At 62.4% G+C, this 26,668-nt stretch carries 26 protein-coding genes, 1 other RNA gene and 1 pseudogene; 9 read left to right on the top strand and 19 right to left on the bottom strand.

What is annotated here, in order from left to right:
• Positions 1-44: 44 nt before the first annotated feature.
• Both NKG60_RS19420 and ssrS read right to left on the bottom strand, forming a co-directional pair.
• Positions 45-632 carry a 5-formyltetrahydrofolate cyclo-ligase gene (locus NKG60_RS19420; RefSeq protein WP_352666122.1) on the bottom strand — a complete coding sequence of 196 codons (588 nt, stop codon included), beginning with the start codon at positions 630-632 and terminating at the stop codon, positions 45-47.
• 135 nt (positions 633-767) lie between these two features.
• Positions 768-923: non-coding RNA, 6S RNA (gene ssrS, locus NKG60_RS19425), on the bottom strand.
• Positions 924-1,099: 176 nt separating this feature from the next.
• Between ssrS and NKG60_RS19430 the strand changes: the two genes are divergently transcribed.
• The 7 genes from NKG60_RS19430 to msrB all read left to right on the top strand — a co-directional run bounded on the left by NKG60_RS19430 (position 1,100) and on the right by msrB (position 5,711).
• A complete protein-coding gene (locus tag NKG60_RS19430) occupies positions 1,100-1,939 on the top strand; it encodes an AAA family ATPase (protein WP_352666121.1) in 840 nt (279 codons plus the stop codon).
• Positions 1,940-2,057: 118 nt separating this feature from the next.
• Positions 2,058-2,504: a GNAT family N-acetyltransferase gene (locus NKG60_RS19435; RefSeq protein WP_352666120.1), complete on the top strand. Its 447-nt coding sequence runs from the start codon at positions 2,058-2,060 to the stop codon at positions 2,502-2,504.
• A gap of 62 nt (positions 2,505-2,566) precedes the next feature.
• Positions 2,567-2,761: a type II toxin-antitoxin system HicA family toxin gene (locus NKG60_RS19440; RefSeq protein WP_352666118.1), complete on the top strand. Its 195-nt coding sequence runs from the start codon at positions 2,567-2,569 to the stop codon at positions 2,759-2,761.
• 8 nt (positions 2,762-2,769) lie between these two features.
• Positions 2,770-3,174 carry a type II toxin-antitoxin system HicB family antitoxin gene (locus NKG60_RS19445; protein WP_352666116.1) on the top strand — a complete coding sequence of 135 codons (405 nt, stop codon included), beginning with the start codon at positions 2,770-2,772 and terminating at the stop codon, positions 3,172-3,174.
• 9 nt (positions 3,175-3,183) lie between these two features.
• Positions 3,184-4,374, top strand: a complete 1,191-nt coding sequence (locus NKG60_RS19450) for a vWA domain-containing protein (protein ID WP_352666114.1) — start codon at positions 3,184-3,186, stop codon at positions 4,372-4,374.
• Positions 4,375-5,196 carry an MBL fold metallo-hydrolase gene (locus NKG60_RS19455; protein ID WP_352666112.1) on the top strand — a complete coding sequence of 274 codons (822 nt, stop codon included), beginning with the start codon at positions 4,375-4,377 and terminating at the stop codon, positions 5,194-5,196.
• Between the two features lie 110 nt (positions 5,197-5,306).
• Positions 5,307-5,711, top strand: coding sequence for a peptide-methionine (R)-S-oxide reductase MsrB (gene msrB, locus NKG60_RS19460; protein ID WP_287151808.1), 405 nt, complete (start codon positions 5,307-5,309; stop codon positions 5,709-5,711).
• A 3-nt stretch (positions 5,712-5,714) separates the two neighbouring features.
• On the opposite strand, the gene NKG60_RS19465 is transcribed toward msrB, so the two are convergent.
• From NKG60_RS19465 to NKG60_RS19525, 13 genes and pseudogenes are all read right to left on the bottom strand, one after another.
• The gene (locus NKG60_RS19465) at positions 5,715-6,029 is read right to left on the bottom strand and encodes a hypothetical protein (RefSeq protein ID WP_352666110.1); all 315 of its coding nucleotides are present in this window, start codon (positions 6,027-6,029) and stop codon (positions 5,715-5,717) included.
• 70 nt (positions 6,030-6,099) lie between these two features.
• The gene (locus NKG60_RS19470) at positions 6,100-6,540 is read right to left on the bottom strand and encodes a hypothetical protein (protein ID WP_352666109.1); all 441 of its coding nucleotides are present in this window, start codon (positions 6,538-6,540) and stop codon (positions 6,100-6,102) included.
• Positions 6,541-6,591: 51 nt separating this feature from the next.
• Positions 6,592-6,852, bottom strand: coding sequence for a DUF2312 domain-containing protein (locus NKG60_RS19475; protein WP_023719653.1), 261 nt, complete (start codon positions 6,850-6,852; stop codon positions 6,592-6,594).
• Between the two features lie 276 nt (positions 6,853-7,128).
• Entirely contained in the window at positions 7,129-10,587 is a 3,459-nt protein-coding gene (gene pyc / locus NKG60_RS19480; protein WP_352666108.1) for a pyruvate carboxylase, read from the bottom strand.
• Between the two features lie 231 nt (positions 10,588-10,818).
• Positions 10,819-11,949 (bottom strand): branched-chain amino acid ABC transporter substrate-binding protein, encoded by a 1,131-nt coding sequence (locus tag NKG60_RS19485; protein ID WP_352666107.1) that lies wholly within the window; start codon positions 11,947-11,949, stop codon positions 10,819-10,821.
• Between the two features lie 138 nt (positions 11,950-12,087).
• On the bottom strand, positions 12,088-12,435 hold the full coding sequence (locus NKG60_RS19490; RefSeq protein WP_254816421.1) for a DUF6867 family protein: 348 nt from the start codon (positions 12,433-12,435) through the stop codon (positions 12,088-12,090).
• A 30-nt stretch (positions 12,436-12,465) separates the two neighbouring features.
• Positions 12,466-13,194: an ABC transporter ATP-binding protein gene (locus NKG60_RS19495; protein WP_254816420.1), complete on the bottom strand. Its 729-nt coding sequence runs from the start codon at positions 13,192-13,194 to the stop codon at positions 12,466-12,468.
• An 8-nt stretch (positions 13,195-13,202) separates the two neighbouring features.
• A pseudogene (locus tag NKG60_RS19500) lies at positions 13,203-14,339 on the bottom strand (ABC transporter ATP-binding protein); the annotation flags it as partial.
• Positions 14,339-15,967 (bottom strand): high-affinity branched-chain amino acid ABC transporter permease LivM, encoded by a 1,629-nt coding sequence (gene livM / locus NKG60_RS19505; protein ID WP_352666106.1) that lies wholly within the window; start codon positions 15,965-15,967, stop codon positions 14,339-14,341. The pseudogene NKG60_RS19500 and the gene livM, both read right to left, overlap by 1 nt.
• 4 nt (positions 15,968-15,971) lie before the next feature.
• Positions 15,972-16,874 carry a branched-chain amino acid ABC transporter permease gene (locus NKG60_RS19510; protein WP_352666105.1) on the bottom strand — a complete coding sequence of 301 codons (903 nt, stop codon included), beginning with the start codon at positions 16,872-16,874 and terminating at the stop codon, positions 15,972-15,974.
• A 335-nt stretch (positions 16,875-17,209) separates the two neighbouring features.
• Positions 17,210-18,211: a 4-hydroxyproline epimerase gene (locus NKG60_RS19515; RefSeq protein WP_352865565.1), complete on the bottom strand. Its 1,002-nt coding sequence runs from the start codon at positions 18,209-18,211 to the stop codon at positions 17,210-17,212.
• Between the two features lie 28 nt (positions 18,212-18,239).
• Positions 18,240-19,490 carry an NAD(P)/FAD-dependent oxidoreductase gene (locus NKG60_RS19520; RefSeq protein WP_352666103.1) on the bottom strand — a complete coding sequence of 417 codons (1,251 nt, stop codon included), beginning with the start codon at positions 19,488-19,490 and terminating at the stop codon, positions 18,240-18,242.
• A 48-nt stretch (positions 19,491-19,538) separates the two neighbouring features.
• Positions 19,539-20,432, bottom strand: coding sequence for a dihydrodipicolinate synthase family protein (locus NKG60_RS19525; RefSeq protein WP_352975359.1), 894 nt, complete (start codon positions 20,430-20,432; stop codon positions 19,539-19,541).
• Positions 20,433-20,598: 166 nt separating this feature from the next.
• On the opposite strand from NKG60_RS19525, the gene NKG60_RS19530 reads away from it, so the two are divergent.
• A complete protein-coding gene (locus NKG60_RS19530; RefSeq protein WP_502895519.1) occupies positions 20,599-21,189 on the top strand; it encodes a GntR family transcriptional regulator in 591 nt (196 codons plus the stop codon).
• A 14-nt stretch (positions 21,190-21,203) separates the two neighbouring features.
• Here NKG60_RS19530 and NKG60_RS19535 read toward each other — a convergent pair whose 3' ends face one another.
• The 3 genes from NKG60_RS19535 to NKG60_RS19545 form a co-directional block, all read right to left on the bottom strand.
• Complete coding sequence (locus NKG60_RS19535) at positions 21,204-21,518, bottom strand: hypothetical protein (RefSeq protein ID WP_352465658.1); 315 nt, start codon at positions 21,516-21,518, stop codon at positions 21,204-21,206.
• Between the two features lie 305 nt (positions 21,519-21,823).
• The gene (locus NKG60_RS19540) at positions 21,824-22,120 is read right to left on the bottom strand and encodes a hypothetical protein (RefSeq protein ID WP_352450871.1); all 297 of its coding nucleotides are present in this window, start codon (positions 22,118-22,120) and stop codon (positions 21,824-21,826) included.
• A gap of 402 nt (positions 22,121-22,522) precedes the next feature.
• Positions 22,523-24,019, bottom strand: a complete 1,497-nt coding sequence (locus tag NKG60_RS19545) for a CoA-acylating methylmalonate-semialdehyde dehydrogenase (protein ID WP_352666101.1) — start codon at positions 24,017-24,019, stop codon at positions 22,523-22,525.
• A 379-nt stretch (positions 24,020-24,398) separates the two neighbouring features.
• On the opposite strand from NKG60_RS19545, the gene NKG60_RS19550 reads away from it, so the two are divergent.
• A complete protein-coding gene (locus tag NKG60_RS19550) occupies positions 24,399-25,280 on the top strand; it encodes a LysR family transcriptional regulator (RefSeq protein ID WP_352666100.1) in 882 nt (293 codons plus the stop codon).
• 37 nt (positions 25,281-25,317) lie between these two features.
• Here the strand turns inward: NKG60_RS19550 and NKG60_RS19555 are convergent, their stop codons facing one another.
• The gene (locus tag NKG60_RS19555; RefSeq protein WP_352666238.1) at positions 25,318-26,646 is read right to left on the bottom strand and encodes a D-amino acid dehydrogenase; all 1,329 of its coding nucleotides are present in this window, start codon (positions 26,644-26,646) and stop codon (positions 25,318-25,320) included.
• Positions 26,647-26,668: the final 22 nt, after the last annotated feature.

Below are 26,668 nucleotides of genomic sequence, written 5' to 3' on the forward strand. Positions count from 1 at the left end.
AAGCTGCATGACTTTCGGAAAAGATCATGCGTCCAGGAACTTATCTACAATTTCGGCGCGAACCGGCGCAACCCGCTCTCGGTGAGTATTTCCGGAATGATCATGTCATGCGGCTCGTCCGGCACCAGGGCCACCTCCTGGCAGTCGAAGGCAATGCCGATCAGCCGCGGCTGTTGCCCCTTGTCGGCCAGCCGCGCGATCGCCCGGTCGTAATAGCCGGCGCCGTACCCGATGCGGTGGCCGCGCGAATCGAAGGCGGCAAGCGGCACCAGCATCGTTTGGGGATCGAGCACCTCGGCTTCCTCATGCGGCCCGACGGTGCCGAAGCCCATGTCGATCATCGGCGCGCCGCGTACCAGCTCGCGAAAAACGATGGTGGTCTTGTCCAGGATGGCCGGCAGGCAGAGCCTTGCCCCCTTTTCGCGCAAGGCAAACATCAGCGGCCGGACGTCGACTTCCGAGCGCATCGGCCAGAAGCCTGAGACGATCTGGCCCGGCTCGACCGTGATCCGGTCGCGCGCCGTCTCAGCCATTTCGAGTGCTGCCTCCACCCGCCAGAACGGATCGAGCGCGTCGCGGCGCCCGAGGGCTTGGTTGCGGAGATTTTTTTTCCGGTCTTTTGGGGATGTCATGCGCCGACGATAGAAAAGGTCAGATTTGGATGGAGTTTTACGAGCGACGTTTTGGAGGAGCGGCGCGAACCGCACAAAGCGGCGCGACGACAAGATCCGCCAGACATGGCCTTCAGATATGGCCTTTTCGATAGGTGACGATCCACACAACCGGTGGAGAGAGCGATCCCGGGAACCTACAAAGTAGGTGGGCGCCGTATGAGAAAACCCACGGGTCTTCCCAGGGACAGCTCCCTAGGGATCATTAAGGCCCCGGGGAAAATGTTCTCCTGCCGGGAAGCGCAGACCGTCCCCGCCAATATAGGCAGACGGCAGACCAAGCGCCAGAGAGACGACATGTTTCGGCGCTTAATTCGACGCAGAACCCCTCGACGAGGTCAGCGCCCGCAAGATCCCCGCTTCGCCAGCGGCGCCTTGCACAGCGAAGGCCGCGTCCTTAGGGTCGCGCGATGAACCCGGGAGCAAAAATGCGTTTCGAAGGCACGGCAGCCTATGTTGCCGACAAGGATCTGATGGTGGCAGTCAACGCGGCGATCGCGCTGGAGCGGCCGTTGCTGGTCAAGGGCGAGCCCGGCACCGGCAAGACCGAACTTGCCCGCCAGGTGGCGGCAGCTCTCGGCCTGGATCTGATCGAATGGCACGTCAAATCGACGACACGGGCGCAGCAGGGTCTCTATGAATATGACGCCGTCTCGCGGCTGCGCGACAGCCAGCTCGGCGATGAGCGCTTCAACGACATCCGCAATTACATCAAGCGCGGCAAATTATGGGATGCCTTTGCCGCCGGCAAGAAAGTCGTGCTTCTGATCGACGAGATCGACAAGGCCGACATCGAATTCCCCAACGATCTGTTGCAGGAACTGGATCGGATGGAGTTCTTCGTCTACGAGACCGGCGAGACCATCCGCGCCATCGTCAGGCCGATCGTCATCATCACCTCCAACAACGAGAAGGAATTGCCGGACGCCTTCCTGCGCCGCTGCTTCTTCCACTACATCCGCTTTCCCGACGTCAAGACGCTGCACAAAATCGTCGACGTGCACTATCCCGGCATTAAGCAGAATCTCGTGCGAGCAGCACTGACCCAGTTCTACGAGATCCGTGACGTGCCGGGCCTCAAGAAGAAGCCGTCGACCTCCGAGGCACTCGACTGGATCCGCCTGCTCGTCGCCGACGACATCGCGCCGGAAGACCTGCGCGCCGACCCGAAGAATGCGCTGCCGAAATTGCATGGCGCGTTGCTGAAGAACGAACAGGACGTGCATCTGTTCGAGCGCCTGGCCTTCATGGCGAGACGGCAGGGGTGAGGGGCGGGTCGGCCGGAAGCCGACCAAAGCTACCGGACAGCGCTTTCCCCGTGCTGGACCGTTGCCCTTGGCCAGGCACGGAGGCAGCTTCGGGTGGCCGAGTTCAGAGGGAAACGAAATGACCGAGATCACCGTCCGCCCGCTTGCGCAATCCGACCATGCCGACTGGCGGCGTCTGTGGACCGCCTATCTCACCTTCTACGAAACCAAGCTGCCGGAAACGGTTTACGCCGTCACCTGGAAGCGGCTGTTCACGGCGGGCGAGTTCGAGCCAAAAGGTTTCATCGCCACCCTCGACGGCAAGGCCGTCGGCCTGACGCACTATCTCTACCATCGCTCCTGCTGGTCGGAGATAAACAACTGCTACCTGCAGGACCTGTTCGCCGATCCCGATGTGCGCGGCAAGGGCGTCGGCGCCGCCCTGATCGAAGCGGTCAAGCAGGAAGCCGGCAAGATCGGCGTCAAGAACGTCTACTGGATGACGCACGAGACCAACACCACCGCGCGCAAGCTCTACGACCACGTGGCGCGGCGCACGGGCTTCATCGAATATGATTTGATGTGATGGCTGCCGACGATTGAAATAGCTACTGTTGCGCAATATATTGCGCATGATCAGGACTGCCCGTGCCGCTGATCGAGACCAACACGCGCAAGATCGTCACGAGGCTTTTACGTGACGGCTGGGTGAACGTAGGCGGCGGCAAGCATGAGAAGTATGAGCATCCGGAGAGGCCGGAGACCATGATCATCGTGCCGCGGCATCGCGAACAATCTCTGGGTGTCGCGCGGTCGATCGCCCGGCTTGCTGGATGGATTTAAGGACGATCATGACGCACTATGTCGGAATTCTCGACGGCGCAAATGACGTCTGGGGAGTGCGGGTGCCCGATCTTCCCGGATGTCACGGTGGCGGCGCAAGTCCCGAGGAGGCGATCGCTGACGCCACGTCCGCCGTGCGCGAATGGGTCGAAGCACGCACGGCGAAACGCTTGCCCTTGCCGGTCCCCCATACGGTGGCGGAGTTGCTCCAACAGGGCGAACTCGACAGTGCCGCTGGTGAATCCGCGGTGATGATCCCTGTGTTGATCGATTCCGGACGACCAGTCCGGGCCAATCTGTCGCTCGACGCAGGCCTTCTAGCGGCGATCGACGAGGAGGCTAGCCGGCGTGGGCTGACGCGTTCCGCCTTCATCGCCAGCGCCGCACGGGAGAAGATCGAAGGTCACAGATAAAGTCGTACGATGTTCATCCCCTTCTTCCTCGAATTGAAGGCAGCGCGGGTTCCAGTCTCGCTCCGCGAATATCTGTCGCTGCTGGAGGGGCTGGAAGCCGGGCTGGTCGACTATGATGTCGAGGGCTTTTACTATCTCGCCCGCGCCGCTCTGGTGAAGGACGAGCGCCACATCGACCGCTTCGACCAGGTCTTTTCGCACATCTTTAAAGGTGTCGAGGCGCTGGCCGGCGAAGACCCGGTCGATGTCGCAAACATCCCGGAGGAATGGCTGCGGAGGCTCGCCGAAAAGCACCTGACCGACGAGGAGAAGAAACTGGTCGAGGCGCTGGGCGGCTTCGAAAAGCTGATGGAGACGCTGAAGAAGCGGTTGGAGGAGCAAAAGGGCCGGCATCAGGGCGGTTCGAAATGGATCGGCACCGGCGGCACCTCGCCCTTCGGCGCCTATGGCTACAATCCCGAAGGCGTGCGCATCGGCCAGCACGAAAGCCGCAACCGCCGCGCGGTAAAAGTCTGGGACAGGCGCGAGTTCAGGAATTTCGATGACGCCGTCGAACTCGGCACCCGCAACATCAAGGTCGCGCTGAAGCGCCTGCGCCGCTGGGTGCGCGAAGGCGCCGAAGAGGAATTCGACCTGCCCGGCACCATCCACGCCACCGCCGAGCACGGTTATCTTGACGTTAAGACACAACCCGAACGTCGCAATGCCGTCAAGCTGCTGATTTTCTTCGATGTCGGCGGCTCGATGGACGACCATATCAGGAGTGTCGAAGAGCTGTTCTCGGCCGCCCGCGCCGAGTTCCGCCAGCTCGAATATTTCTACTTCCACAACTGCCTCTACGAAGGGGTGTGGAAGGACAATCGCCGCCGCCATGCCGAGGTGATTCCGACCTTCGATCTCCTCCATAAATATGGCCCCGACTACAAGGTGATCGTCGTCGGCGACGCCTCGATGAGCCCCTATGAGATTGCCCAACCCGGCGGCTCGGTCGAGCACTGGAACAAGGAGGCCGGCGCCGTCTGGCTCGGCCGGCTGCTGCAGCAATGGCCGAACGCCATTTGGCTCAACCCCGAAGCCGAGAAGAACTGGGGCTATACCCATTCGATTGCCATGATCCGCGATATCTTTGGCGGCCGCATGTTTCCGCTGACGCTCGCCGGCCTCGAAGCCGCGACGAAGCAACTTTCAAGGAAGCACTGAATGGATCCACGCAAAACAGGACGGTCGACCTGTTTCCTTTGCCTGCAATGCGGTGTCCAGTTCGCGGCGACAGCGACGTCGCCGCGACATTGCCCGATCTGCGAGGACGAGCGGCAATATGTGCGCTGGGAGGGCCAGGCCTGGACCACGCCGGAAGAGCTCGCCGCCGGGTATCGGGTCGTGATCAAGGATGATGCCGGCGCGCTCGCTTTCGGCATCGAGCCGCGCTTCGCCATCGGCCAGCGGGCGTTGCTGGCGCAAACGCCGCACGGCAATGTGCTGTGGGACTGCATCTCGATGGTCAGCGACGAGGCGGTGGCGGAGATCAACCGCCGGGGCGGCCTGGCCGCCATCGCCATTTCGCATTGCCACTATTATTCGGCAATGGTCGAATGGAGCGAGGCGTTTGGCGGCGTGCCGATTTATCTGCACGCCGATGATCGTCAATGGATCATGCGGCCGCATCCGGCGATCATCAGCTGGGAAGGCGAGACGCGCGCCATAAACCCGTCGCTGACGCTCATCCGCTGCGGCGGCCACTTTGCCGGTGGCCAGGTGCTGCACTGGAAGCGCGATACCGGCAATGCCATCCTGGCCGGCGACATACTGCAGGTGACGCCGACGCGCCGTCATGTCAGCTTCATGTACAGCTATCCGAACTATATCCCGCTCAACGCGACGAAAGTGCTCGGCATCAAGGCTGCGCTGGAGCCTTTCGCATTCGACCATATCTACGGCGCATGGTGGAACCAGAACGTCATCGGAGGTGCAAAGGCGGCATTTTCATCATCGGTTGCGCGCTATCTCGCGGCCATCGCCTGAGGAATTTTTCGCAGCAGGACTTGGAAATACGGGCAAACGCCGTAACAAATGCCTATTTCAGGCGAAGTTGGGAAGGCAACCCAAATAGCGACATAAGCTAAGAGGAAAAAATGGACAGCCACACCTACCCCGTTACCCGCACCGACGCCGAATGGCGCGCCCGGCTGACGCCCGAGCAATATGCGGTGATGCGCAACCACGGCACCGAGCGGCCGGGAAGCTGCGCGCTGCTGTACGAGAAGCGCGCCGGCACCTTCTCCTGCGTCGGCTGCGACCAGCCCTTGTTTGAATCCAAGCTGAAATTCGAGAGCGGCACCGGTTGGCCGAGCTTCAACGATCCCGTGCCGGGCTCGGTCGAGACCACCGTCGACCGCAGCTACGGCATGGTCCGCACCGAGTGCCATTGTGCCCGCTGCGGCAGCCATCTCGGCCATGTCTTCGAGGACGGCCCGCCGCCGACCGGTCTGCGCTATTGCATCAACGGCGTGGCGCTCAAATTCGAGCCGGCCGCCTGATCGTCAGGCCACGACCACCAGGATCAGCCACAATGTGGCGCCAAGCGTCATCAGCGAGGCCTTGACGCCACTCGATGTTCCGGCAGTTCGCCAAACGGCAAAGGTCAGGAAGATATTGTAGGGTACCGGCGCGAAATGCACCGCCAGGACCAGCGCAAGCGGCAGCTTCAGCCCGAGCAGAATGAGTGCCGCCACCGACGACGCAACGTTGATCGCTGTGCCGACAATGACCAGGTCGCGCCAGAACAGCCGATCGAGCGGCACGCCGCCCAGCCAGCGTGAGCGGAAGAAAGCGGCAACGCGCGACATGATCGTCATCGATCCACCGGCTCCCTCGCCCTGCTCACCAGAGCAACCCTTCCACAAGGATTGCGTCTGGAACCCTGCTTTATTCCTGACCCAGAACTTCGGCAATCGCGCGCTCGAAACGCGAGGCTTCCGTCACCAGCCAATCGGTCATCGCCGGCCAATTGTCCTCGGCAAAACAATTCACCCGCCACATCGAATTGATGCCGAGGCCGTCGCAACTTTGTTCTGGCCTGAGCTTCAGCCGGTCTTCGATGGCCGGCTGGAACGGCTTCAGCCGCGACCAGGCTTGCGTGGCACCGAATTTCTCGTTGCGGCCGAAGAAGACGCCGACATGATTGTGCGCAGGCGCGACATACATTGAAATGACCAATGCGAAATCGGGCAGCCCACGCTGCCAGAACCACGGTCCGCGCCTCGCCAGCAGAGCCCTTTCATCCGGATGCCGTTCCGCGAACAGCGTCCAGAAGCTGCGTTGGCGGAATTCAGAGGCGCGGCGGGCGCCAAAATCGAATTCGCTCATGGTTCCAACCGTCGAGGGGCGCCGCAACCGGCGCCCAAGGCTGTTACCGGCTTACACCATTCCAAGCGCGGCCTTGTACAGATCGAGAATGGATTCCTCTTCCTGCCGCTCGGCCTGGTCCTTCTTGCGCAGCCGGATAATCGACCGCATCGCCTTGGTGTCGAAGCCGGTGCCCTTGGCCTCTGCGAACACTTCCTTGATGTCGTCGGCAATCGTCTTCTTCTCTTCCTCGAGCCGCTCGATGCGTTCGATGAAGGCGCGCAGCTGGCCGGCGGCAACAGTCTGGCTGGTCTCGGTGATGTCGTCGGCCATATTCTTCTCTCCGCGTCGTTTTCTCGCCGCGACTCGGGGGGGGACCCGAGCGGCGAATTGCAGCGGTTCGATGCCCGACCGGGCGCGGCGGGTCAAGGTGCTATCGATGCGGCATGAAGGGGTTGGGCACGCCTTAAGGTGTGTAGAGATTCAGGTCAGGCCGAGCCGAAAACGATGGCTGCCGAGAACCGGAGCGGAGCGTACCTGAGTACGTGAGCACCGGAAGCGCAGGAAGCCGGCGTTTGCAGGCCGGCATCACCTGAATATCAGCACACCTTACCCGAATGCGATCAGCAGATCCTTGGCATCGATCTGGTCGCCGGCCTTGACCAGCACTTCGGCTATGGTGCCGTCGCGTTCGGCATGCAACGCCGTTTCCATCTTCATCGCTTCGATCGACAGCAGCACGTCGCCGGCCTTCACCGCCTGACCGGCAGCGACCGCAAGCGCCGAGACGACGCCAGGCATCGGCGCGCCGACATGCGCCTCGTTGCCCGGCTCCGCCTTGCGCCGCGCCTTGGCAGCGGACGCGCCATGCGCCCGGTCCGGCACCTTCACGCGGCGCGGCTGGCCGTTGAGCTCGAAGAACACGGTGACCATGCCCTTTTCGTCGACATCGCCCAGGGCAAGGCAGCGCACCACCAGCGTCTTGCCTTTTTCGATATCGACGAAAATCTCGTCTTCCGGCTTCATGCCGTAGAAATAGGTCGGCGTCGGCAGCACGCTGACCGGCCCGTAGGTCTCCTGCGCGGCGGCAAAATCCGAAAACACCTTCGGATACATCAGCCACGACGCGAACTCGAACTCGCTGAGCTTGCGCTCGAGCTTTTCCTCGACCTCCGTGCGACTGGCCTTGAGGTCCGCCGGTTTGAGCAGCGAGCCCGGCCGCACCGTGATCGGCTTTTCGCCCTTCAGCACCTTCTTCTGCAATGGCTTTGGCCAGCCGCCCGGCGACTGGCCGAGATCGCCGCGCAACATCGACACCACCGAATCCGGGAAGGCGATGTCCCTCGCCGGATTCTCGACATCGGCGACGGTCAGGTCCTGGCTCACCATCATCAGCGCCATGTCGCCGACGACCTTGGACGACGGCGTCACCTTGACGATATCGCCGAACATCAGATTGACGTCGTGATACGTCTGCGCCACTTCGTGCCAGCGTGTCTCCAACCCGAGCGAGCGCGCCTGTTCCTTGAGGTTGGTGAACTGCCCGCCCGGCATTTCGTGCAGATAGACCTCCGATGCCGGCCCCTTCAGGTCGCTTTCAAAGGCGGCGTATTGATTGCGCACCGCCTCCCAATAGAACGAGATGTTCCTGATCCATTGCGGGTCGAGGCCCGGATCGCGCTCGGTGCCTTTCAGCGCCTCGACGATCGAACCCAGGCACGGCTGCGAGGTGTTGCCCGATAGCGAATCCATCGCCGCGTCGATGGCGTCGACGCCGCTCTCCACCGCCGCCAGCACGGTTGCCGCCGACAGGCCGGATGTGTCGTGGGTGTGGAAGTGGATCGGCAGGTCCGTCGCCTCGCGCAGTGCCTTGAACAGCACGCGGGCCGCCGCCGGTTTCAAAAGCCCGGCCATATCCTTGACGGCGATGATATGGGCGCCTGCCGCCTGCAATTCCCTGGCCAGGCCGACATAGTATTTCAGATCGTATTTGGCCCGCGCCGGATCGAGTATGTCGCCGGTATAACAGATAGCCGCTTCGATCAGTCTGCCCTCGGCGCCGACCGCATCCATGGCGACGCGCATGTTGTCGACCCAATTCAGGCAATCGAAGACCCGGAACAGGTCGATGCCGCCGGCAGCGGCCTGGCGGACGAAATGCTGGACGACATTGTCGGGATAGTTGGTATAGCCAACGCCGTTGGCGCCGCGCAGGAGCATCTGCAGCAGAAGGTTGGGTGCTGCCTCGCGCACCAGCGACAGCCGCTCCCACGGGTCTTCGGTGAGAAAGCGCATGGCGACGTCGAATGTGGCGCCGCCCCAGCATTCGAGCGACAAAAGCTGCGGCAGAGCACGCGCATAGGTGCCGGCAATTCCGGCGATGTCATAGGTGCGCACACGCGTCGCGAGCAAGGATTGATGCCCGTCGCGCATTGTCGTGTCGGTGACCAGCACCTCTTTTTGTTCGCGCATCCACGCGGCGAATTTCTCCGGCCCGAGCACGTCGAGCTTCTGCTTGCTGCCGTGCGGCACATTGCCGTTGAGATATGGCACCACCGGCGGCGCCGCATCGGCCTTTGGCTGCGGCCGGCCGCGCGTCTCGGGATGACCATTGACCGAAACGTCGGCAAGATAGTTGAGCAGCTTGGTCGCGCGGTCCTGCCGTTTCACGCTGGCGAACAGTTCCGGCGTCGTGTCGATGAACTTGGTGGTGTAGGAATTGTCGGCGAAGCTCGGGTGATTGATGATCGCCTCGAGAAAGGTGAGGTTGGTCGCCACGCCGCGGATGCGGAATTCGCGCAGCGCCCGGTTCATGCGGGCGATGGTTTCGGCCGGCGTCGGCGCCCAAGCCGTTACCTTTTCCAGCAGCGGATCGTAGAAGCGGGTGATGACCGCCCCCGAATAGGCGGTGCCGCCATCAAGGCGGATACCGAAGCCGGTGGCGCCGCGATAGGCGGTGATGCGGCCGTAGTCGGGGATGAAATTATGCTCGGGATCTTCCGTGGTGATGCGGCACTGCAGGGCGTGACCGTTGAGCCTGATGTCCTTCTGCGCCGGAACGCCCGATTCCGCCGTGCCGATGGCAAAGCCGTCGAGGATATGGATCTGCGCCTTGACGATGTCGATGCCGGTCACCTGTTCGGTGACGGTGTGCTCGACCTGGATACGCGGATTGACCTCGATGAAGTAGAATTTTCCGGTGTCGGCATCCTGGAGGAACTCGACCGTGCCGGCGCCGATATAGCTGGTTTCGCGCGCGATCCTCAGCGCATAGCCGCAAAGCTCCTCGCGCTGCGGCATTTCAAGATACGGCGCCGGCGCCCGCTCGACCACTTTCTGGTTGCGGCGCTGGATCGAACAATCGCGCTCGAACAGGTGCACGGCGTTGCCATGCGTGTCGCCCAGTACCTGCACCTCGACATGGCGGGCGCGCTCGATCAGCTTTTCGAGATAGACCTCGTCCTTGCCGAAAGCCGCCTTTGCCTCACGCTTGCCTTCCATCACCTCGCGGGGGAGATCGGCCTCGGAGCGGACGGCGCGCATGCCGCGGCCGCCGCCGCCCCAGGATGCCTTGAGCATCACCGGGTAGCCGATCGTCTTGGCAAGTTCCTTTACCGCCGCCATGTCGTCCGGCAAGGGATCGGTCGCGGGAATTACCGGCACGCCGACTTCGATCGCGAGATTGCGGGCGGCGACCTTGTTGCCCAGCCGGCGCATCGTATCGGGCTTTGGTCCGATGAAGATGATGCCGGCCTTGGCACAGGCCTCGGCGAATTCCGGGCTCTCCGACAGCAGCCCGTAACCCGGATGGATGGCATCGGCGCCCGAAAGCCTGGCGACGCGGATAACCTCCTCGATCGACAGATAGCTTTCGATCGGCCCCATATCCCTGGTCAAATGCGGCCCGCGCCCGACCTGGTAGCTTTCGTCGGCCTTGAAGCGATGCAGGGAGTATTTGTCCTCCTCTGCCCAGATCGCCACGGTTTTGAGGCCGAGTTCATTGGCCGCGCGGAAGACGCGGATGGCTATTTCGGAGCGGTTGGCGACAAGGATCTTCGAGATTGCCAAGGACAGGGCTCCGGACGGGGAAGGGAACTGCCGGACATGATTAGCGCGAAAATGCTGCAGTGCAAACAAAATCGAAAAGAGGGATTAAACCGATTTAGTTCGATCGGTCACGCTGACACATTGCGTGTCGGTCCGGAGAACGCCTGGGCAGTTCCGATCCAGGCTTTCGGGAAACTCCTATAAAAAATGCCCGGCGCGAGGCGCCGGGCATTTTCATGTAGCAACGTCCGGTTATTTGCCGGGTGCGTTCTCGACATAGGTGTATTTGCCGTCGTCACCCTTCTTCCAGGTGTACATGACGTAGTCCGGACGGGTGATATCGCCCTTCGCGTCGTAGCCGATCTCGCCGATCGCGGTCTTCCAGGGGCCGGCCGACTTGATGGTCTCGGCTACCTTCTGAGCGTCATCGGCTGAACCGGTCTTGGTAATGGCGGCCGCGATGATTTCCATCGCTGCGTAGGAGTAGAGGGTGTAGGCCTCGGGCTCGAAGCCGGCCGCACGGAACTTCTCGACGAGTTCCTTGGCGTTCGGATTCTTGCGCGGATCCGGAGCGAACGTCATCAGCGTGCCCTCGACGGCGTCGCCCGCGATGGAGGCCAATTCGTTCGACACGATGCCGTCGCCGGACATGAAGGTTGCCTTGAGGCCCTGGTCGGCGAGCTGGCGTATGATCAGGCCGGCTTCGGTGTGCAGGCCGCCATAGTAGACGACCGTGACGCCCGCGTCCTTCATCTTGGCGATGAGGGCCGAGAAATCCTTGTCGCCGACATTGATGCCTTCATACATGGCCTCAGTCACGCCGTTGGCTGCGAGCGCCTTCTTGGTTTCGTCGGCGAGGCCCTGGCCATAAGGCGTCTTGTCATGGATGACAGCGATCTTGGCATCCTTGAAGTTCGCGGCGAGATAGTCGCCGGCGACCTTGCCCTGCTGATCGTCACGTCCGCAGGTGCGGAAGGTGTTCCACATGCCACGTTCGGTCAACTTCGGATTGGTCGCGGCCGGGGTGATCTCAAGGATGCCGTTCTCGGCGTAGACTTCCGAGGCCGGGATCGAGACGCCGGAGTTGAAGTGGCCATCGACGTACTTGACGCCGTCGGCGACGAACTTGTTGGCGACCGAGATGCCTTGCTTGGGATCGGAGACGTCGTCGCCGACTTCAAGCTTGAGCTGCTGGCCAAGAACGCCGCCCGCCGCATTGATATCGGCGACTGCCTGTTCGGCACCCTTCTGAAGTTGGGCACCGAACGCCGCGTTCGGACCGGTGATCGGACCGGCAACGCCGATCAGGATGTCAGCCCACGCGTTGCCGCTGAACGCGACAAGCGCGGTCAGGGCGACGGCGGACAAAAGTGACTTTTTCATTGAAACGCTCCCATTTACCGAGTGGGCGTGGATGTTGCTTTCATGCGATGCCCACTCTTGCTCGCAGAAAGAGTACTTTGCCGATTTTCAGGCACTTGTCACGCCGATTCATCCCTGAAACGCCGTTAATGATAAATGTCAACCTTTTGGTTTCCAGCTCAAAAGAGAGGCTCTTTCGTAAAGCCAATTATACTGCGTTACCATCTGGTTGGTGCGCGTGTATTGGTAGCCAATGAAGCCCAATATCATCAGCACGATGGTATCGACCACGTAGTAATGCAGCGAAAACATCGTTCCGCCGAACAGCGCATGATGGATGAATCTTACGCCGATGCCGAGCCCCAGCATATAGGCGAATAGCTGGGCGAAGCTGCGCCATGTTTGGGCACACGCCTTGCCCGTCATCCAGGCCGCCCAGCCACCGAGCAGGCAGGTGACGAAAAAGAACTGCCAGATCGAGGGTTCCTCATAGAGAATGCCCTGCATAATGCCCTGCATGATGAAGACTCCTGAAACTCAGTGATGGCCGCCCTCGAGATAGGCGGCGCGCACTTCCGGATTGGCGAGCAGTTCCTTGCCGGTGCCGCTCATCGTCACATTGCCGTTGACCATGACATAGCCGCGCGTGGCGAGCTTCAGTGCGCCGAAGGCGTTCTGCTCGACCAGGAACACGGTCAGTCCCTGCGTGCGGTTTAGCTCGCGAATGGCGTCGAAGATCTGCTTGACGATCAGCGGCGCCAGGCCTAGCGACGGCTCATCCAGCAAGAGCAGCTTCGGCCTTGCCATCAGCGCGCGGCCGATCGACAGCATCTGCTGCTCGCCGCCCGAAAGTGTGCCGCCTCGTTGGCCGACGCGTTCCTTGAGCCGCGGGAACAGCGTGAAGACCCTTTCGACGTCCTCGTCGTAATGCTTGAGACCGTCGAGGCTGGCGCCCATCTGCAGGTTTTCCATCACCGTCATGCGCGGAAAGATGCGCCGGCCCTCCGGCGACTGCGCGATACGCATGCGCGCGATCTCGTGGGTCGGCATCTGGGTGATATCGGTGCCGGCGAAAGTGATGGTGCCGGCACGAGCGCGCGGAGCACCGAAGATGGTCATCATCAGTGTCGACTTGCCGGCGCCGTTGGCGCCGATCAGCGCCACGATCTCGCCCTGTTTGACGGTGACGTCGACGCCGTTCAGCGCCCTGATGTTGCCGTAGTAGGTCTGGACGCCCTTGATATCGAGCAGCGTTGTGCCGGCCATTATTTCCGCCCTCCGCGCCGATTAGAGGTGCCGGGAGTTTTCGGCTTCGCCGGAGCCTTGCCCGGCTTTGCCGTGGAAGATTTCGTGGCCGATTTGGCTTTGGCCGATCCGGACTTTGCAGCAGCGCTCGACCTTGCATCGATCTGCCCGGCTTTCGAAGCGCCCTTTGACACGGTGACGCGTTCGCCCTCGCTATGGCCGACCGTATCGGCCACCGGTCCGGCGAGATAGGAAGACGATGTGCCCGGGCCGTGTGCATAATCCGGACCGGTATCCAGTTGCTCGATGACGTCTTCGTCACCGACCTCGGTCAGCACCGTCTCGACTTCCTCGTCTTCGACACCGAGATAGGCGGCGATGACGCGCGGGTCGGTGCGTACCGATTGCGGGTTGCCGTCGGAGATCTTGCGCCCGTATTCGAGCACGACGACATGGTCTGAAATCTGCATGACCACCGCCATGTCGTGCTCGATCAAAAGGATCGACGTGCCGGTGTTGTCCTTGATGTCCATCAGCAGCGCATTGAGTGCCGCCGATTCCTTCGGATTAAGGCCGGCAGCCGGCTCGTCGAGGCACAGAAGCTCAGGGCCGGTGCACATGGCGCGAGCAATTTCGAGCCGTCGCTGCGCGCCATATGGCAGATCGCCGGCAGGATCGTCGGCGCGGTCGACGAGATCGGCCTTCTCCAGCCAGTGCTCGGCCAGTTCAACCGATTCCGCCGAAGCCTGTCTGTATCCGCTATAGCCGAACAGGCCGAGAATAGTATAGCCGGACGCCTTCATCAGCTTGTTGTGCTGGGCGACCAGAAGGTTCTCCAGCAGCGTCATGCCCGAGAACAGGCGGATGTTCTGGAAGGTGCGCGCCACCTTGGCACGCGCCGGGATCTCATGGTTCGGCAAGCGTTCGAGCAGGAAGGTCGAGCCGTCGCGCCGGTTGAGCGTGATCATGCCTTCCGACGGCTTGTAGAAACCGGTGATGCAATTGAACACGGTGGTCTTGCCGGCGCCGTTGGGACCGATCAGCGCGGTGATCTCGCCACGTTTGGCCTGGAACGACAAATCGCCGATGGCGATGAGACCGCCGAACTTCATCGACAGATGCTCGACCTGCAGGATGGCATCGTTCACGGAGGGGCTCGCATTCATCAGCCGTGTCCCTCCTTGGTGAAGGACCCGGACACCGCCCTGCGCACCTTGAGGAAGGCTGTCGGCTCGCGGCTGCCGACGAAGCCACGCGGCTTCCACAGCATGACGATGACCATGGCCATGCCGAACAACAGCATGCGATAAAGCTCCGGCGTAAAGTCGGGGCCGAACCCGGGTATGACCTTGATGTTGCCCCAACTCAGGCCGGTCTTGAGGAAATCCAGTTCGCGCAGGATTTCGGTGCCGCCGATCATCACCATGGCGGCGACGGCAATGCCGACCAGCGAGCCCATGCCGCCAAGCACGACGATGGCAAGGATGATCGCCGATTCCAGGAAGACGAAGGATTCCGGGCTGACGAAGCCTTGCCGCGCGGCGAAGAACGAGCCGGCGAAGCCGCCGAACATCGCGCCCGTGGCAAAGGCCGTGAGCTTGGTGGTGGTGGTGTTGATGCCGAGCGAGCGGCAGGCGATCTCGTCCTCGCGCAGCGCTTCCCAGGCGCGGCCGACCGGCAGGCGCCTGAGCCTCACCGTGACGAAGGCGGTCAGCAGGCAGAGTCCAAGGATCAGGTAGTAGAGGAAGATCTTGTAGTAGGCGCCGGACTGCGCGATGCCGAGCACCTTGGCGATGTAGTTCGGGTCGGAGACGTTGAACGACATCAGGCCGAAGAAAGAGACCTTCGGGATGCCGGAAATCCCGGCCGAGCCGTTGGTCACTTCGCGCCAGTTGATGATCACCAGCCTTATGATCTCGCCGAAAGCGAGCGTCACGATCGCCAGATAGTCACCGCGCAGGCGCAGCACAGGGAAGCCCAGCATCACGCCCCAGAATGCGGCCATCAGGCCGGCGGCGGGCAGCAGGATCCAGAAGGAAAGGCCGAAATGCGTGCCGAGCAGCGCATAAGCATAGGCACCGACGGCGTAGAAGGCGACATAGCCGAGGTCGAGCAGGCCGGCCAAACCAATAACGATATTCAACCCCCAGGCCAGCATCACGTAGATCAGGATCTGGATGCCGAAATTGTCGACATACTTCAGCGAACCCTGGAAACCGACCGCCATGGACCCGGCATATAGCGCCAGCACCAACACCACGACGATCGGGTAGAGCGCCAGTGCGGTTATGCCCAATGCCGAGAAATGAGCATGAATGAAGGCCCGGAAACGATAAATCAGCCACGCCAGCGCATAGATGATTGCGAGCGCCCGCAGGAACCGCACAAAATCGGAAATTTCCGGCCCTAAGGCCTCGGTCAGGAAGCCACTGAGCGCGAGCAGAATGACGGCGACGGCGAGCGCCACGATGAACGCGGGAAGGCGGAAGAATCGCGAAGCCAGGCTGACCGGCAGCAGGCCGGTGGCGACGTCGACGATCTTCTGGTTCGCCAGGAAGGGTTGGCCATAGGCGACGTAAAGGAAGCGTCCGGCCATGGTGGCGATCACGACGCCGGCGAGCAAGCCCCAGCGCTGCACGAGGATCAGTTCGTTGGAAATGTTCTGGTCGGTCTTCAGGCCGATGAACAGGACGAACAGGCCGAGCGCGATGGCGCCGGCATAGAGCGCTTCGCGAAAAGCGCGCTGGACCGGGGTGGCGACGACGGTGCTTTCCGGAGATACGGTAACCGCCATGATCTCAGACCTTTTCGACTTCTGGCCGGCCGAGAATGCCGGAAGGCAGGAAGATCAGTACGATCGCCAGGATGGAGAAGGCGGCGACGTCCTTGTAATCGATCGAGAAATAAGCCGACCACATGCTTTCGATGAAGCCAATCATCAGCCCGCCGAGCACGGCGCCGGGCAGTGAGCCGATGCCGCCGAGCACCGCGGCAGTAAATGCCTTCACACCGGGCGTAAAGCCGTCGGAAAACACCACCACACCGTAGTACATCAGGAACAAAGTGCCGGCGACGGCGGCAAGGGCGGCGCCCATGATGAAGGTGATCGAGATGGTGCGGTCGACGTCGATGCCAAGCAGTGCGGCCATCTTGCGGTCCTGCTCGCAGGCGCGCTGCGCCCGGCCGAGCGAAGTCTTGTTGACCAGGTACCAGAACAACGCCAGCAGGACTATGGTGACCAGGACGATGATGATCTGCTTCAGCGAGACGCTGATGCCTTCGATGTTGTAGACCTTGGACACCATTGGCGGGACCGGCTTGTTGCGCGGCCCTTGCGTCACCTGGACGAAATTGGACAGCGCAATCGACATGCCGATCGCGGTGATCAGCGGCGCCAGCCGGAATGAACCGCGCAAAGGCCGGTAGGCCACCTTCTCGATCGTCCAGTTATACAGGCTGGTCAGCAGCATCGCGACGATCATCATGATCAGCAGCGCAATGACGATCGGCAGCGAATAGAACAATGCACCGAGGATAAGGAAAACGATGAGCGCGGTGAAAGCGCCGATCATAAAAATGTCGCCATGGGCGAAATTGATCATGCCGATGATGCCGTAGACCATCGTATAGCCGATCGCTATCAGCCCATAGATCGATCCCAGCGTCAGCCCATTGATAAGCTGCTGGACAAAGTACTGCATGCTGTCGTGGCTCCCCTGGAATGTCGCCCATGCAGACGCATTCCTTTTCGTATTTCCCCTAGTCGTAAAGTTTCGAGCCCGGATTGCAACGTGATTTTTCGATCATTATGCGTGTTTTCGCCGCACGCCGTCCGATTGCCCGTTTTGTTCCCGTCCGACCCCTGGACCATCGCGAACCCTACCATTGGCCTAACGCAATGTCTTTGACGATTCAATCGCAGCATGCGCTCTATTTCGAAGAAATCGGCGTCAAAATAAGTTGATGAGCGGGATCGTTGCGTGATCGATCGCAATTCGTTTGCGCTCTCTTTCTTTCCCTTGCGTCAGTAATTTCCCTATTTGACGACGAAGCCGTGCGCGAACGGGTCGCGGTCGTCGATGAAGATCGTGTTCAATCCGGTCATCCGCGCCCAGCCGCCGATCGACGGAATGATTGCCGGGTTGCCGGCGACGGTGACCTCTTTCTCCACCCTGCCCTTGAACAGCGACCCGATGATCGATTCATGGACGAAGTCCTCGCCAACCCCAAGCTTGCCCTTGGCGTGAAGCTGCGCCATGCGCGCCGAGGTGCCGGTGCCGCAGGGCGACCGGTCGATTGCCTTGTCGCCATAGAAGACGGCGTTCCGGGCATCGGCTTGCGGGTTGGTCGGCGCGCCGGTCCACAATATGTGCGACAGCTTGTTGATGCCGGGATTCTCCGGATGCACGAAGGTATATTTTTCGTTGAGCCGTTGCCGCACCACCGGGCTCCAGGCGATCAGGTCGCCGGCCGAATGCTCGGCCATGTCGCGATAGTTCTTTTGCGGTTCGACGATGGCGTAGAAATTGCCGCCATAGGCGACATCGACGCTGATTTCGCCGAGCCCGGGGCACTCGACCGTCAGTCCCTCGGCGTAGAGGAAGGACGGCACATTGGTAATGCGAACCTCCTCGACATAGTCGCCGACTTGGCTGTACTCGGCTACGACCACGCCCGCCGGCGTATCCAGCCTGAGCACGCCCGGTGTCTTCGGCTTGATCAGCCCATGCTCGACCGCAAAAGTTACCGTGCCGATGGTGCCATGGCCGCACATCGGCAGGCAGCCCGAGGTTTCGATGAACAGGATGGCGATGTCGCAATCCTCGCGCGTCGGTGGATAGAGGATCGAGCCGGACATCACGTCATGGCCGCGCGGCTCGAACATCAGGCCGGTGAGAATCCAGTCATATTCGGCCAGGAAATGCGCTCGCCGCTCCATCATCGTCGAGCCCTTGAGCAAAGGCCCACCGCCGGCGACCAGCCGCACCGGATTGCCGCAGGTGTGGCCGTCTATGCAGAAGAAGGAATTCTTGGCCATGCCGGCTCCCAACTGAATGTCTTCGAACTCAAAACCGTTGCGGGCTGAACGGGCCGAGATCGAGCGATGGACTCTGCCCGAGAACAAGTTCGCGGATCAAGCGCCCGGTCGCCGCGGCCTGGGTCAGGCCGAGGTGACCATGGCCGAAACCATACACAACCGACGGCGTTTGTTGCGACCGCCCGATCACCGGCAGCGAATCCGGCAGCGACGGTCGGAAGCCCATCCATTCGCGGCCATTGGCCGGATCCAGCCCCGGCAGGAATTTCTGCGCCTTTTCGAGCAGCGCTTTCGAGCGCGCATAATTGGGCGGCCTCTCTAGGCCGCCGAGCTCGACAGCGCCGCCAACGCGCAAGCCCGTCTCGAGCGGCGTGATGACGAAGCCATGCCCGGAAAAGATCAATTGCCGCCTTACGTCGAAGGCAGTCTTCGGCAACGTCGTGTTGTAGCCACGCTCGGTCTCCAGCGGGATGCCGTCGCCGAGATGTCTCGCCAGCAGATGCGACCAGGCCCCGGCAGCAATGACGACGTGCTTCGCCCGTCGCCTCGTGCCGTCGGCCGCGGTCAGGATCGCGCCGTCCTGTCCCGCCTCGACACGCTCGATCCGGGCCTTTTCGAACCCGGCGCCCAACCCCTCGGCATAGGCCCACAAGGCCTTTCCAAGCAGCTTGGGATCGGCGACGGTTTTCCACCCCGGCACGAACGTTCCCTTGACGAAGCGCGGCGACAGGCCGGGCTGCAGGGCTGTGAGAGCCCTACCCTCGACATGGCTGAAGCCGATGCCGAAGCGCTGCCGTGCCGCCCAGCCGGGCAGCGAAGCCTTGAACTCGGCCTCGCTTTCGTAGAGTTCGAGCGAGCCGTCCTCGTGCAGCATCGGCCGTGTGCCGGAACGGTCGAGCAAGCCCATCCATTCCGCCTCGGCGAGCTTCATCATCCCGGCCTGCGCGGCAAGGCCGGCTTCATAGCGGTCGCTTCGGCCGGCACGCCAGAAGCGGACCAGCCAGGGCAGCAGCTTCGGCAGATAGGCGGGCGGAATGCTGAGCGGGCCGAGCGGGTCGGCGAGCCATTTCGGCAACTGCCTGATCATGCCCTTGTGGGCCAGCGGCAGCACGTCGGAGAAGGCAAAGGCGGCGGCATTGCCGGAACTGGTCTCCTCGCATATCCCTGTCCGATCGAAGATCGTGACGTTTCGGCCCGCCTCGGCCAGAAAGGCGGCGGCACAGATGCCGATAATGCCGCCACCAATGATGGCGACATCGAGCGTAGCATTGTCATTCATTGCCATGCGCCGCGCTGCACATCTGCAAATGCCATCAAAGCGACTGGATCAGAATGCCGGCAGCTCTGGCCGCACCGCCAGCGCATCCCTGACGATCTTTTCGACTGTCTTGCGCCGCTCGCCCGACAATGGCTGGCGCGGCATGCGCACGCGGTCGTTGGTGTTGATCGCCAAGACTTCGGCGAGCTTGATGTTCTGCACCAGATAGGTCGAGACGTCGAGGTCGAGCAGCGGCCGGAACCAGCGGTAGATCTTCAATGCCTCCTCGCGGCGGCCCTGCCTCATCAGCTGGTAGATCGCGACGGTCTCGCGCGGGAACGCGGTGACCAGGCCCGCCACCCAGCCGATGGCGCCGACCGACAGCGCCTCGAAGGCAAGATTATCGACGCCGGTGAACAGGTCGTAGCGATCGCCGAGACGGTTGATGATCTCGGTCGAGCGGCGGATGTCGTCGGAGGACTCCTTGATGGCAACGAAGCGCTGGTCTTTCGCCAACTCCTCCATCTGGTCGACAGTGACGTCGGCGCGATAAGCAAGCCGGTTGGAGTAGATCATCACCGGCAGATCACCGGCCGCGGCGACGGCGCTGAGTGCCGCGACCGTCTCCTCGGCATTGGTATGGTAGATCGGGCTCGGCACCACCATCAAACCATTGGCGCCTTCCTTGGCGGCGCGGCGCGCGATCGCCGCCGCCTCGCGTGTACCGGCCTCGTTGACCGTCAACAGCACCGGCTTCTTGCCGGCGACCTTCTGCGCGGTCTTCAGCACCGCGATCTTCTCGTCATGCGACAGCATCGGGCCTTCGCCAAGCGAGCCGCAGACGATGATGCCGTCACAGCCGGCCTCCATCTGCAGCGCAAAGCAGCGCTCCATCTCGGCGTGGTCGAGGCTGTCGTCCTCGGTGAATTTGGTCGTAACGGCGGGGAAGACTCCGGCCCACATGTCGATCGCTCCATCTGATATATCAGTCGTATATTTCTTAAGAAGCCGGCTGTCAACATTGAATCCGCTATGATATATCAACAATATATCAGGAGATGCCGCATTGGTATATGACAGCCCGGGCTCCGAGCCGGCAACTGCGAAGGCCTACCGCAGGCTCGAGCACATGATCGTAACGCTCGAACTGGCGCCGGCGAGCTTCATCACCGAGGGGGCGCTGATCGACAGGCTCGGCCTCGGCCGCACCCCGGTTCGCGAAGCGATCCAGCGGCTGGCCTGGGAGGGGCTGCTTGAGGTCCGGCCGCGCGCCGGCATCGCCATCGCGCCGCTTCACCCCGGCGACTGGCTGCGTGTCCTCGACGCCCGCCGTGGCGTCGAGGTGGTGCTTGCCCGCTCGGCCGCCCGCTTCGTCACCCGCGAGGCCGCCGACCTGTTTCATGACGCTGCCCTTGCCATGCAAAAGGCGGTGATTTCGGAAAATGTGTTTTACTTCATCCAGGCCGACAAGGCGCTCGACGAAGCGCTGGCGCTGGCTGCCGACAACCCGTTCGCCGCGCGCCTGGCGGCGCCCTTGCAAACCCACAGCCGCCGCTTCTGGTTTCGCTACAAGGCCGACACCGGCTTGGCCGAATCCGCCGAGCACCACGTCGCGCTGATCCGCTCGATCCTCGCCGGCGACGAAGAGGCCGCGGCCAAGGACGCCAAGCGGCTGATGGCGCTGCTGCGCGGCCACGCTGAGGCAGCGGCTACGCGCTGACGCCGCCCGCTCCCTCATGAGTTTTGGCCGGGCAGGGCCTCTACGCTTTCCCAATTTTCGCCGGCTGCGACAATGCAGCTTCTGCCGGCGACGTCGGTCACGATGACCGTCCAGCTTCCGCTATCGGCGACAAAAACTTCCATGACCGCCTCCTGACCGATCAGTCCGAGAGCAAACTGTTTTTCCTGGAAATTCTCAGTCAGGTGGGCGACGAGGGCGCCATGTTCAACGCAGTATTGATATTGGGCGCTTGCGGCATTCGTACCCACCGCGAATAAGCCAGCAAAAGCTACGGTCTTCACCCATCCTAACAGCGATTTGCGTGCCATAGGGCACCTCCTTTGCCATCACGATCCGGCAAAGGGAGGTGATTGACGGCCTCATTTTGCCGGAGCGATCCAGGCCGGTTCCGGCGTCATCATCGCGTCGCTCCTTTCCGTGTTCCGGTCTGCCGTCAGCGGGAACGATTCTGGATGTTCTCGCTATGTTCGATATATGGTATCGCTAACGAAAAATAGCAAGCGATGCGCGCCTTAAGCGGGCGCGGGGAGATCCGTTTCAAGGTCGCCGAGAATAAGGCCGCTGCCCGGCTACCGTGCCGAGGCTGCGGCCAGGTGAATAGGAAAGGCCTACTTCAGGTGCCTGGCAGCGCCGCTATCGTCATCGCGCTCTCCCAGCCTTCGCCGACTGAAATCACGCAGCTTTGACCTTTTGTGTCGCTGGCGAGGATGGTCCATGTGCCTTTGTCGGAAACGAAGACTTCAAGCACCACATTCGGATTGACGACGCCGACCGCGCTAGGGTTTTCATGAAACTTCTCGCCGAGCGCCTTGACCATATCGGCGCGTGCCGCACATTGCTCGGCAGCCATTGCCGGGACGGCGGAAAGCGCCATCGCAGCGCAAGCTATAGTCGCCATGAGACGTGTCATCTGACACCTCCTTTGCGCCGGACGATATCCCCCGGAGCCGTCACCAGCGCCGTTGGTTGATCTGCCAGCGTGTCCTTCGCGGCAGGACTGCAACCTAAGAAGATTGCTGCCTTCTTGGTTCCATCACATTAGTGTTCATGCCGATGAAGACCGCGACAAAAAGGCCCGAGCTTGGTGCCCGGGCCTTGTCTGCTTTCCGCGATTTGGATCAGTTCATCGTCGGGATGACGAACTCGGCACCATCCTTCACGCCGCCCGCGCGCCCGAAGCCGAAGGCAAGGACGCACAGACAGAGAACCGTCCGGCTAATTCATCGTCGGGATGACGAACTCGGCACCATCCTTCACGCCGCCCGCGCGCCCGAAGCCGAAGGCGAGGACGCACAGACAGAGAACCGTCCGGCTAATTCATCGTCGGGATGACGAACTCGGCGCCATCCTTCACGCCGGACGGCCAGCGCGACGTTACCGTCTTTGTCTTGGTGTAGAAGCGGAACGCGTCCGGCCCGTGCTGGTTGAGGTCACCGAAGGAGGACGCCTTCCAGCCGCCAAAGGTGTAGTAGGCGATCGGCACCGGGATCGGCACATTGATGCCGACCATGCCGACCTGGACCCGTGAGGCGAAGTCGCGCGCCGCATCGCCGTCGCGGGTGAAGATGGCGACGCCATTGCCCATTTCGTGCTCGTTGGCGAGCTTGATGGCGTTCTCGTAGGTTGGCGCGCGCACCACCGACAGCACCGGCCCGAAGATCTCTTCCTTGTAGATGCGCATGTCGGCGGTCACGTTGTCGAACAGGCAGCCGCCCATGTAGTAGCCGTTCTCGTAGCCCTGCATGGAAAAGCCGCGGCCGTCGACGACCAGCTTGGCACCTTCCTTGACTCCGATATCGACATAACCCTTGACCCGCTCCAGCGCCTGCGCCGTGACCAGCGGGCCGAAATCGGCGGAAGAATCCGTCGACGGACCGACCTTCAGGCTCTCGACGCGCGGCACCAGTCTTTCCATCAGCCGGTTGGCGGTGTCGTTGCCGACCGGGACGGCCACCGAGATCGCCATGCAGCGCTCGCCGGCCGAGCCGTAGCCGGCGCCGATCAGCGCGTCGACGGTCTGGTCCATGTCGGCATCCGGCATGATGATCATGTGATTCTTGGCGCCGCCGAAGCACTGCACGCGCTTGCCGGCCGCGCAGCCGCGCGAATAGATGTACTGGGCGATCGGTGTCGAGCCGACGAATCCGATAGCCTTGATGTCGGGATCGTCGAGGATGGCGTCGACCACTTCCTTGTCGCCGTTGACGACGTTAAGGATGCCGGCAGGCAGGCCGGCCTCGATGAACAGTTCGGCAATCCGCATCGGCACGCCCGGATCGCGCTCGGACGGCTTGAGAATGAAGGCATTGCCGCAGGCGATGGCCGGCGCGATCTTCCACAGCGGGATCATCGCCGGAAAATTGAACGGCGTGATGCCGGCGACGACGCCGAGCGGCTGGCGCATCGAATAGACGTCGATGCCGGGGCCGGCGCCATCGGTGAACTCGCCCTTCATCATATGCGGCGCACCGATGCAGACCTCGACCACTTCGAGGCCGCGCTGGATGTCGCCCTTGGCGTCGGCGATGGTCTTGCCGTGTTCGCGCGCCAATATCTCGGCTAGCGCGTCATACTCCTTGGCGACCAGCTCGAGAAACCGCATCAGGACGCGTACGCGCCGCTGCGGATTGGTCGCCGTCCAGCCAGGCTGTGCCGCCTTGGCGTTTTCGACCGCCGCGCGCAATTCCGCCTGCGACGCCAACGCCACCGTGCCGCGCACTGTGCCATCCATCGGCTGCATGACGTCCTGCTTGCGGCCGCTGGTTCCGGCGACGCGCTTGCCGCCGATGAAATGACCGTATTCGATCATGATCTCTCTCCCTGGTTCGTGATGAGGCATTGTCCGCCTTTGCGGGAGCGATGGCAACGCGAGCGAAAACGCAACCGTTGTGCAGAAAATAGAGTGCGAGCGGTGCCTGTGCATTAAATCGCGCAAATGGTAGAGATGTGCGGTGTACGCCATGGGATTGAGAAATTGAGTTTCTTCGCGCCCCCCTCTGTCCTGCCGGACATCTCCCCCACTTGGGGGGAGATCGGCTGTCATATCCGCTTTCGCCAACCAGCAACGTTGCAAGAAAGTCGCCGCCGGAGCGGCCGGCCGATCTCCCCCCAAGTGGGGGAGATGCCCGGCAGGACAGAGGGGGGCGCCGTAGAGCGCTGCTGTAATCGTTATCATCCGGACCATCCCGATGAACTGGGATGATGCCCGCATCTTCCTTGCCGTGGCGCGGGCCGGCCAGATCCTGGGCGCTGCCAGGCGGCTGGAGCTTAATCACGCGACCGTCTCGCGCCGCATTGCCGCCCTCGAGGATGCGCTCAGGACAAAACTGTTTCGCCGGCTTACCACCGGCAGCGAGCTGACGCCGGCGGGCGAGCGTTTCCTCGAGATCGCCGAACGCATGGAGGGCGACATGATCGCCGCGCGCTCGACTGTTTCAGGCGAAGGCGACGACGTCTCGGGCACCGTGCGCATCGGCGCGCCGGACGGTTTTGGCGTCGCCTTCTTGGCCAGGCGCCTCGGCGCGCTGACCGCTCTACACCGTGAGCTCACCATCCAGCTCGTGCCGGTGCCACGCTCCTTCTCTTTGTCCCGGCGCGAGGCCGACATTGCCATCACCGTCGAACGGCCGACGGAAGGCCGCCTGGTGGCGGGAAAGCTGGTCGACTACACGCTCGGCCTGTTCGCGTCGCGGGCCTATGCCGACACGCATGGCCTGCCCGGAACCGCCGCCGAGCTAGGCCAGCATACGCTGATCGGCTACGTGCCGGACCTGATCGTCAGTCCCTCGCTCGACTACGCGGCCGAATTCAGCGCCGACTGGCGCACCAGCTTCGCCATTTCCTCAGCGCTCGGCCAGGCCGAAGCGGTGCGTTCCGGTGCCGGCATCGGCATACTGCACACCTTCGTTGCCCGCTCGATGCCGGAGCTGGTGCCCCTCGATATCGTCGCACCCATCCGCCGCGCCTACTGGCTGGTCTATCATGAATCGGTCAGGCCGCTGCGCCGCGTCCAGATCGTCTCGAGCTTCATCACCAAGGCCGTCGAACGGGACAGGGGTTTGTTCGCGTGAAGCCTATCGGCCGCTGGCGTCTTAGGCTGCTGGGGTCTTACTTGGCGTATCGTCCCGGCCCGAGATCGCCGACGTCGATGTCTGGCACCCGGCTGGAGATGATGTCGGCCAGAACCTTGGCCGAGCCGCAGGCCATGGTCCAGCCGAGTGTGCCATGGCCGGTATTGAGATAGAGATTGGAGAAATCTGTGCGGCCGATCAGCGGCGGCCCGTCCGGTGTCATCGGCCGCAGCCCGCACCAGAAGGTCGCCGACCGCATGTCGCCGCTGCCCGGAAACAGGTCGCCGACCGAATGTTCGAGCGTGCGCCGCCGCGATTCGTGCAGCCGCAGGTCGAAGCCGGAAATCTCCGCTGTGCCGCCGACCCGGATACGGTCGCCGAGCCGGGTGATCGCTACCTTGTAGCTCTCGTCCATCACGGTCGAGACGGGTGCGGCGGCGGCGTCCTTGATCGGCAGGGTGATCGAATAGCCCTTGACCGGATAGACCGGGATGGGCCGCTTCAGCATGCGCATGAACCACGCCGAATAGCTGCCCATCGCCATCACATAGGCATCAGCGACCATCCAGCCCTTGCTGGTGCTGATATTGGTGATGCGATCGCGCTTCTTGACGACGCGCCGTATCTCCGTGTCGTATTCGAAGGTGACGCCGCGTGCCGCGCAAAGCTCGGCAAGCCTGTCGGTGAACATCTTGCAGTCGCCGGTTTCGTCGCCCGGCAACCGCAGGCCACCGACGAATTTTTCGCGCACGCCGGCCAGCCCAGGCTCGGCCGCAATGCAGCCGTCGGGGTCGAGGACCTCGTAGGGGACGCCATAGGTCTTCAGCACCTCGACATCGCCGCCGACGCCGTCGAGCTGCTTTTGCGTTCGGAAGAGCTGCAGCGTGCCCTTGGCGCGCTCGTCGTAGGCGATGCCGGTCGCCTCGCGCAGCGCCTTCAGCGTGTCGCGACTGTACTCGGCCAGCGGCACCATGCGCGCCTTGTTCAGCGCGTAGCGTTCAGCCGTGCAATTGCGCAGCATCTTGACCAGCCATATCCACATATGCGGATCGAGGGCCGGTCGCACCACCAGTGGACCGTGCTTCATCAAAAGCCATTTGATGGCCTTCAGCGGAACGCCGGGCCCGGCCCAGGGCGAGGCATAGCCGGGCGAGATCTCGCCGGCATTGGCAAAGCTGGTTTCCAGCGCCGGGCCTTTCTGGCGATCGATCACCGTCACCTGATGGCCGGCCTCGGCAAGAAAATAGGCGGTGGTGACCCCGACCACGCCGCCGCCCAGCACGAAGATCTTCATCGTTTGGTTCTCCGCGGCGGCACCTCGTCGGGATTCGAGAGCGGGATCATCGCCGCCTTCTGTCTGCCGGATTCTGTGGCGTCAGCCAAGTGCC

The sequence above is a fragment of the Mesorhizobium sp. M1428 genome, assembly GCF_040317515.1.
In the GTDB taxonomy this organism is placed as follows: Bacteria; Pseudomonadota; Alphaproteobacteria; order Rhizobiales; family Rhizobiaceae; genus Mesorhizobium.

Bases quoted from the DNA above. Each gene is read 5' to 3' on its own strand.
- NKG60_RS19420 (WP_352666122.1), bottom strand. From the start codon at position 632: ATGACATCCCCAAAAGACCGGAAAAAAAATCTCCGCAACCAAGCCCTC.
- NKG60_RS19430 (WP_352666121.1), top strand. From the start codon at position 1,100: ATGCGTTTCGAAGGCACGGCAGCCTATGTTGCCGACAAGGATCTGATG.
- NKG60_RS19435 (WP_352666120.1), top strand. From the start codon at position 2,058: ATGACCGAGATCACCGTCCGCCCGCTTGCGCAATCCGACCATGCCGAC.
- NKG60_RS19445 (WP_352666116.1), top strand. From the start codon at position 2,770: ATGACGCACTATGTCGGAATTCTCGACGGCGCAAATGACGTCTGGGGA.
- NKG60_RS19450 (WP_352666114.1), top strand. From the start codon at position 3,184: ATGTTCATCCCCTTCTTCCTCGAATTGAAGGCAGCGCGGGTTCCAGTC.
- NKG60_RS19455 (WP_352666112.1), top strand. From the start codon at position 4,375: ATGGATCCACGCAAAACAGGACGGTCGACCTGTTTCCTTTGCCTGCAA.
- msrB (WP_287151808.1), top strand. From the start codon at position 5,307: ATGGACAGCCACACCTACCCCGTTACCCGCACCGACGCCGAATGGCGC.
- NKG60_RS19465 (WP_352666110.1), bottom strand. From the start codon at position 6,029: ATGACGATCATGTCGCGCGTTGCCGCTTTCTTCCGCTCACGCTGGCTG.
- NKG60_RS19470 (WP_352666109.1), bottom strand. From the start codon at position 6,540: ATGAGCGAATTCGATTTTGGCGCCCGCCGCGCCTCTGAATTCCGCCAA.
- NKG60_RS19475 (WP_023719653.1), bottom strand. From the start codon at position 6,852: ATGGCCGACGACATCACCGAGACCAGCCAGACTGTTGCCGCCGGCCAG.
- NKG60_RS19485 (WP_352666107.1), bottom strand. From the start codon at position 11,949: ATGAAAAAGTCACTTTTGTCCGCCGTCGCCCTGACCGCGCTTGTCGCG.
- NKG60_RS19490 (WP_254816421.1), bottom strand. From the start codon at position 12,435: ATGCAGGGCATTCTCTATGAGGAACCCTCGATCTGGCAGTTCTTTTTC.
- NKG60_RS19495 (WP_254816420.1), bottom strand. From the start codon at position 13,194: ATGGCCGGCACAACGCTGCTCGATATCAAGGGCGTCCAGACCTACTAC.
- livM (WP_352666106.1), bottom strand. From the start codon at position 15,967: ATGGCGGTTACCGTATCTCCGGAAAGCACCGTCGTCGCCACCCCGGTC.
- NKG60_RS19510 (WP_352666105.1), bottom strand. From the start codon at position 16,874: ATGCAGTACTTTGTCCAGCAGCTTATCAATGGGCTGACGCTGGGATCG.
- NKG60_RS19515 (WP_352865565.1), bottom strand. From the start codon at position 18,211: ATGGCCAAGAATTCCTTCTTCTGCATAGACGGCCACACCTGCGGCAAT.
- NKG60_RS19520 (WP_352666103.1), bottom strand. From the start codon at position 19,490: ATGAATGACAATGCTACGCTCGATGTCGCCATCATTGGTGGCGGCATT.
- NKG60_RS19525 (WP_352975359.1), bottom strand. From the start codon at position 20,432: ATGTGGGCCGGAGTCTTCCCCGCCGTTACGACCAAATTCACCGAGGAC.
- NKG60_RS19530 (WP_502895519.1), top strand. From the start codon at position 20,599: ATGATCGTAACGCTCGAACTGGCGCCGGCGAGCTTCATCACCGAGGGG.
- NKG60_RS19535 (WP_352465658.1), bottom strand. From the start codon at position 21,518: ATGGCACGCAAATCGCTGTTAGGATGGGTGAAGACCGTAGCTTTTGCT.
- NKG60_RS19540 (WP_352450871.1), bottom strand. From the start codon at position 22,120: ATGACACGTCTCATGGCGACTATAGCTTGCGCTGCGATGGCGCTTTCC.
- NKG60_RS19545 (WP_352666101.1), bottom strand. From the start codon at position 24,019: ATGATCGAATACGGTCATTTCATCGGCGGCAAGCGCGTCGCCGGAACC.
- NKG60_RS19550 (WP_352666100.1), top strand. From the start codon at position 24,399: ATGAACTGGGATGATGCCCGCATCTTCCTTGCCGTGGCGCGGGCCGGC.